Genomic DNA, 6,421 nt, shown 5'->3' with positions numbered 1-6,421 from the left:
AACGACTTAAAGCCTTCGGCGACTTCTTCCTAGGTGGAGGCTGACCGCCTCCACCTAGGAAGAAGTGGTGTTGACACAGTTCGCTTTACACTCCCTATCCTAGATGAGTGAAGGCATATCTGGCATTCGTAATGCACCATTTACAAATGCGGAATACCATATTTCCGGCGTGTTGCTTTGTCCAGACCCCACAACCCTAATGATAGAACGAACTGTAAGCATCGCCCCTTGTAAAACAGTAGGCATTTTGTAACAGCACTTTATAAAGACTAAAACTCCCCTTTCTCCTTGTAAGCACCAAAATGAGAGAGGGGAGGATTTAGGATGCTATATTTAATAACTGGTAGCCAGATTTATGCAGTAAAATCGTATTTTAAAATTCTGTACCCGATGCCATTTTGATTCTTAATCCATTGTCGTTATTCAATGACGCCGATATTGTTGCTGGTATATATAATACTAATCCCTAACTTTGAATATTTATACTTAATCAATATCTATGATAGAATATTCCAAGCTTACAATTAAATTGTTATATGCTAATCGTTACAGATATTTTATCTATACCTATTTATTAATTGGACTTTCCATAATGGCAATTATAACATGGTATACTCATCAGGGGCTAATATTAACCATTGGAGCATTGATTGTATGTCTAGCACCAGTTTTTTTCAAGAGGCAATTCAGGCATCCTTACACCAAGGATTGCACAATTGAGTTTGATAAAAATAAAATGCTAATTGAGATTCCTTCAGATGATAGTAAAACAATTATTGAACACCGATATGAATGTATCAAGTCATATCGATGTACTGAGGCATTAAATGAATCTTATCTCGGTTTGTATCTGAGAGATGGTTCTAGAAAGGACTACAATTTTGATAATCAGGATATAGGAACTCCAGATTCTGTCTTAACATTATTTTCTAAATATATTCAGAATTTTAATCGATCTACAGACAATGACAAAGTCACAATAAAGCCCAGCTTATTAATAAGTACTTTTGGAACAATTATTCTAACGACCATAGGTTGCGGATGGCTTATCCTTTTAAGTTATATGCTTTTACAAAAACCTAAGATTCTTCCAATTGGAATTTTAGGCGGCATATTTTTCTTTCTGCAGATTCTATCTCAAAGAAAGCGGGATGAAAAGGCGTATAAAGATCAACTATAAATATATTAAATAAGCCAGCAGCAACTATTCCAATTTTATAAATTCAGATGGCAATGGCGTTCCATTATGGTCAGGTTCCGTTTCGTTATTGAACCTCCATGCCCAAACAATTGATAAGTTTATTCTGAATAATGATCTGTAGTTGCTAGAAAATGAAAGGCAGGAGCCTACCTTTCATTCCTAACTATTAAAAGGTATGCTGTGAGGATATTAAAACTCTGTCAAAATGGATAACCATTATGAGTTTTGTTCTCCGTTTCTCGGCCTTCTCTAACTCTATTGTAGAACCATACTGATAGCAGAATGAGTACCGCCAGCGTAATTAGCCATAATATTTTTGATCGCTTCATAAATTTTTGATAAAAAAAAAGAGCCACATTACTGTAGCTCCTTTTCTCATAAATATTGTTATCGTTTTAATTTCTGTTACTCCAATCAAATAGTTCCTGATTATAACTGTTATCCTCGGAAAAGGTCTTGATCATGCCATTCTCTTTAATGCCACAGTAAACCACATTTTTATTTAGATCTACGACAATAAGGAAGTTTGTTTGGTCGCAATTGTGCTGCTGGCATCCCCAAGCTTGAAAAATGTTATTTTTGATTTCTATAGGCGTTTCGACTGCCCAAGTGTTCTTCAAAAATATAAATCTGTCCTTTAAGAGAACCTTCAAGTGACGGGTAAGAGCATTGTTGCCCAAAAGTTGTGCTTCTTTAGGGTATTTACCATTCAATCTTTTTAAATAATCGAAATCATAATGAGCATTCATCTTTGAATCATAAGAAGAAGGCTTTAGAACCCTCTTCTTACTTTGAGCATAGCCAGATGAGAAGCTGAAAACAACCATCAGTAATAATATCAGTGCATATTTGTTTACGCTCATTTATCGACCATTTACAATAGTTAAGTCAATAATCCATCCTAGAATATCATTTCTAAGCTTATTAATCTTTTTGAATTGGCCTGACGTACCGGCTTTTTTTGCTTCATTCAGTAAAGATTCATATCTATCAGTGCCTTCTTGAGCATAATAATTACTTTCAAAGGGATATAAGCTAAAGCGATGCAGGTTATCAACTACAATATATTGACCGGATTTATTTCCTCGAATTACTGTTGCCTTGAAATTGTAATATTCTGCATAAGCTTGGTCTCTATTCTTTATAAGTGCCCTTTTAGTATTCATTAAGGAAGCGAAACTTTGATCCAGATAACCTTCATCGAATACCACTTCCTTCTCATATAGTTTGAACCTTAATGCCGATTGAGCTCTAGTCTTACCTACGCATAGCACAAGTAATATTAGGCCGCAAAAAATTGTTCGGCTAATCAACTGAACTGCGGTGCTGGTGTTGTTTTTATTTATTGCCATATCTTCTTATGATTATTATTAATAGTGCAATTCCGGCTATCCCTAATGTTATAGTCGCCTCTGTTAAAGTCATCATATGTACTGGATAAATTGTTAATGGAAATATTTATTGACTAGGTAGAACTAAGTAAAGCTAGTAAGAGGCTTTTTTAATTATGCCTTTGTTGCCGTCTATATCCGTTACAGGAAAGTTATTGAGAAGAATGATCGCATCGCAGTTAGCGTAAGGAGATGCCCCAGACCAGTATAAATCTGCTCCCTGACCTTTGAATGCTCTTAAAACTAAATTCCTCGTAGGCAAAACTACAACAGCAAATATGTAAGTTAGATTCGCTTTGGTTTTATAAGAGGCATCATTAGTTAATAGCCACATCTGCCACCCGGATTTGAATGCAACGGTAGTTGTCCGACTTAGAACCTCCTTTGTCTGTGAATTTTTTATGGAAACATTGTAGGTGGATTTACATTCCTGTGAATGAGCAGTAGTAAAGAATAAAATCTGCAATAAAAAAATAGAGACTAATAATTTCATGGAAAGGTTAATTGGCTCGAATGGTCCCTATTCGATGGTTACATAACACAATAAGCGCAGGACTGTAACCTTGATCCGTCTAAGAGGCCCTGAGAAGCCCGTACAAACAGATAGATTACACCCTACGCTTATCACGTAAGGCGTTAGTCTTCTGTTCTCGTTGTACATTGAAATTTCTCAGGTTTCTTAGACAAGAACTTTAGTTAACGCTTATATTTTATTTAATTTTTATTTCTTTTCAGTTGCTTTTAGTTATTTTCTATCCAAAAGTAATAAAGATTCAGATAAATCCAGCTCTAATAAATCGAATTTGTCATCGGATTTTATTGCAACCGTACTAATACTGATGTACTCTGTTTCACCTTGGGCTACAGTCCTATAGTAATAGTCTAGGATCGGCAAAGGCTGATAATTTATAATCAGCGTATTTTCTTCCCCTGAGACCAGTGTCTTTGACGTAGCCACAGAAAACATTTTGCGAAGTAAAGATGTAGTCAGCTCCTTTCCAAAGTTGTTGATCCCTTCTGTACCAATGTCTATGACGATCTGCCTTCTATTGTTATGAGGGGCAACTTGCAAAGTAATGTTCCAGAAAAAGCAGAGAAACTCTATCACCATATTGTTATTGAGTTCATTTTTACTGTGATCCATCTGACAATAGGTACGATGCTCAGGATTCTCGAAGGTCTTTAAAAGATTGATAGCTTTCTCAACAATAATAAAGTAAGCTTTCTCAATCTTCTCATCATGATTGATTCTTGGAATTTTAGATTTGGTTGGTGGAGGTTTGATTTTTGTTTCCATGATCTTGAATAGATTTTTAAGTGAAAAATTTCTAAAAGCTGTCCCTCATAAGAAGATAGGAGGAAACAACTTTACATCGACATCAAGGTGGGGGATCATTTCTATAGTGACTGTGTGAAAAAATCTCACACAATTTTTTTTCGCTGACTACCAGATTCGGGTAATACCAACAAAAGCACCAAGGAGAACTGGTGCTTACTTGTATCCAAAAATTAAATGGGGCTCTTAAATAATGGGTTTAGTGTATTTTTTGGATATGCTCTACAAAACTTTCTTTCCTTTAATTTTCCAGACTTTAATCCCTTGGTCATTTGAAGTTCTTGACGCGATGTAGTATCGGGTAAGGTGACTTGGTCTAGCTATTTCACAAATTCCTAAGTCATTGTATATAACTTGGAAGTCAGCTGCTATCTCCATTTCCGATGGGGTTTCGTCAGGTTTGTATAATGACTGGATCTTTAAAATTAATTTGGGATTGTTCCTTTCCAGTTCCTTTTCTGTCTTTTTCACTTTTAGCTTGATCGCAGATTTATTGAACTCTAATTCTGCCATAGAATCAAATCCTATAACATCGTAGAAATTTGCGATATCAGCATGTTGCTTGCGTATTACCTCATTTGATCTGCCAAGGTCAAAGTTCAGTACTCCGTTGCTAGGTGCATTTTCATTAGCTCTTAATATTTCTGATATATTTTGAATCAATGCACTTGCTGTCGATTTCAGTTTCATTGAGATGATATGAGCATCATTGATATTATAATTCATTTTTATAACTGTCGGTCTAAAAAAATTACTGTGCAGGTAAGCGCGATTAAGCTTATTTATATGCGTGTAATAACCTGTGATGGCTTGATCCAAAAGAAAGCCGTCGACAAGATATGGGTCAACTTCACCATTTTCCTTGATGTAAGAGTGTATAAATGATCCAGTCATAGCTTCAGTCAGAATTACTATAGCACCTTCTTTTGTTGTAATTGCTTTCATGACCTCCAGATCCTTGTAGGTGTCGTAAGCGTCCTTGATAAAAGAAATTGCTCTTTGCTTCTCTTTCCATTTCAGGTTCTTGTTAGAATTTGAAATGTGTACTGCGTTCTTTATCCCATTTCTGAATCTTCCAACGATCTGAACAGAGTCCGAGTACGGATCCAGCATTGAAAATGCTTTCCTAAGTACATCAGTAATCAAGATCACGTTAGGCTTCTCCTCTAAATCAATATCAACAGCATTGAAAAATTTGCAGGTCAAAAAATTGTATTTTTTGAAGTCTGTTAGTTCGGTACTCACATTAGAAAAACCGCTATCTATTAGCTTTACCTTGCTTTTCTCGGCGCAAAATACCTTGCTAAAATCTTCAATTTGAAGCAATTCGATGATTACTTGGATCAGTTCAACACTATTTAGGAATATAAACACCTTTTCTTCGCCCACCTTCGCAAGCTCTTCTTTTAATGTTGCTACGATATTGTTAGTGTCAAAAATCGTGATATTCTGTTTGTAATTAAATTTCGGTTTAACGTAAAGCCTTTTAAAATTATGCTCTTCAAACCTTCTGTCTGATGGTATAAGTGCGGTTGCAGAAATCATTGCTTTGTTTTTAAATTGAAAAAAATCATCAAGGGGTGCAACGAGACTATATCTGAAGTCTGCATCCTTAGTAATTTTATCGCATTCATCTAGAAGCATGAAAAAGTCGGTAAATAAATTGAAATTATTATTTTCTTCGATTGCTGGCTTTACTTTCAAAATGTAGGCTTCAGGCGTACAAAGTATTTTTTTGAAAGTGACTTGCCCATTTAGATAGACCTCAACCTCTTGTTTGGAGACACCTTCGTAAACAACGAAGATGTCAGGGTATTTGCTATTTCCATTCTCATCAATAGCTTCTTTTTTTCCTTTTAGTACCGGGGTGTTTGGGACAATTATGATTGAATGACGTTTGTATACTTTAGCTTCTCCATGTGTGGCTCCAGTACCACAAAGTTTCTTGAAAATAATGAAGTTGCTAGGAGTACCATTTCTAAACATTTCTGTATCAGTTATGTATTGCGTTCTGAGGTTTAGGTTTACTCTTTCCATCTTAGTATTCCTCCCAGTTTTGAATGTCATCATCTTCGAAGTCATCAAAACTATCAAGACAAGGAAAAATTCCTTTTGCTAATAAACCATTCAGATGATCAATGATCGAACTTTCTTTTGGTAGCATTTCCCATGTTACACAAAATAGGGGAACAGCAGGATGCCATGTAGCTTCAGTGATTTTGATTTCTCTTCCAACAATGTCAGTAGTGTCAAGGGGGGTAAGACCTGTTTTCAGAGTTTCTAATTGGATTTTGAAATTGATGTCAGCATATGCGTCCGATTCATTCAGCTTCCATTTTACAGTTGCCATAGTTGCAGGCCTTCTGAAGCAGGTACCTTCAGAAATAGAAACAATTTTGAAAACACCTTTTCTTGGGTCGAGGTGGCTTCTACCTTCCACCTTATTGGCGAAATATAATGCCGAAATCTCATTGTTATTAATCATCTTTTTTT

The 6,421-nt window shown here is 35.7% G+C and carries 7 protein-coding genes; 1 reads left to right on the top strand and 6 read right to left on the bottom strand.

Going from position 1 to position 6,421, the window contains the following annotated elements:
- The first annotated feature begins 499 nt into the window (after nt 1-499).
- A complete protein-coding gene (locus FN831_RS25465) occupies nt 500-1,180 on the top strand; it encodes a hypothetical protein (RefSeq protein WP_142531033.1) in 681 nt (226 codons plus the stop codon).
- A 416-nt stretch (nt 1,181-1,596) separates the two neighbouring features.
- Here the strand turns inward: FN831_RS25465 and FN831_RS25460 are convergent, their stop codons facing one another.
- The 6 genes from FN831_RS25460 to FN831_RS25435 form a co-directional block, all read right to left on the bottom strand.
- Entirely contained in the window at nt 1,597-2,064 is a 468-nt protein-coding gene (locus FN831_RS25460; protein WP_142531032.1) for a hypothetical protein, read from the bottom strand.
- Nucleotides 2,065-2,553 carry a hypothetical protein gene (locus FN831_RS25455; RefSeq protein WP_142531031.1) on the bottom strand — a complete coding sequence of 163 codons (489 nt, stop codon included), beginning with the start codon at nt 2,551-2,553 and terminating at the stop codon, nt 2,065-2,067. It abuts the gene before it with no gap.
- A 133-nt stretch (nt 2,554-2,686) separates the two neighbouring features.
- Entirely contained in the window at nt 2,687-3,085 is a 399-nt protein-coding gene (locus tag FN831_RS25450; protein WP_142531030.1) for a hypothetical protein, read from the bottom strand.
- 252 nt (nt 3,086-3,337) lie between these two features.
- Nucleotides 3,338-3,889 (bottom strand): hypothetical protein, encoded by a 552-nt coding sequence (locus tag FN831_RS25445; RefSeq protein WP_142531029.1) that lies wholly within the window; start codon nt 3,887-3,889, stop codon nt 3,338-3,340.
- Between the two features lie 261 nt (nt 3,890-4,150).
- Complete coding sequence (locus tag FN831_RS25440) at nt 4,151-5,965, bottom strand: DEAD/DEAH box helicase family protein (RefSeq protein WP_142531028.1); 1,815 nt, start codon at nt 5,963-5,965, stop codon at nt 4,151-4,153.
- A gap of 1 nt (nt 5,966) precedes the next feature.
- Nucleotides 5,967-6,413, bottom strand: coding sequence for a hypothetical protein (locus FN831_RS25435; RefSeq protein WP_142531027.1), 447 nt, complete (start codon nt 6,411-6,413; stop codon nt 5,967-5,969).
- Between the last annotated feature and the right edge of the window lie 8 nt (nt 6,414-6,421).

Source organism: Pedobacter westerhofensis (genome assembly GCF_900182595.1).
Lineage (GTDB): Bacteria > Bacteroidota > Bacteroidia > Sphingobacteriales > Sphingobacteriaceae > Pedobacter > Pedobacter westerhofensis.
Note: the sequence above shows the minus strand (reverse complement) of the source record. Positions and strands in the feature narration are given on the sequence as shown.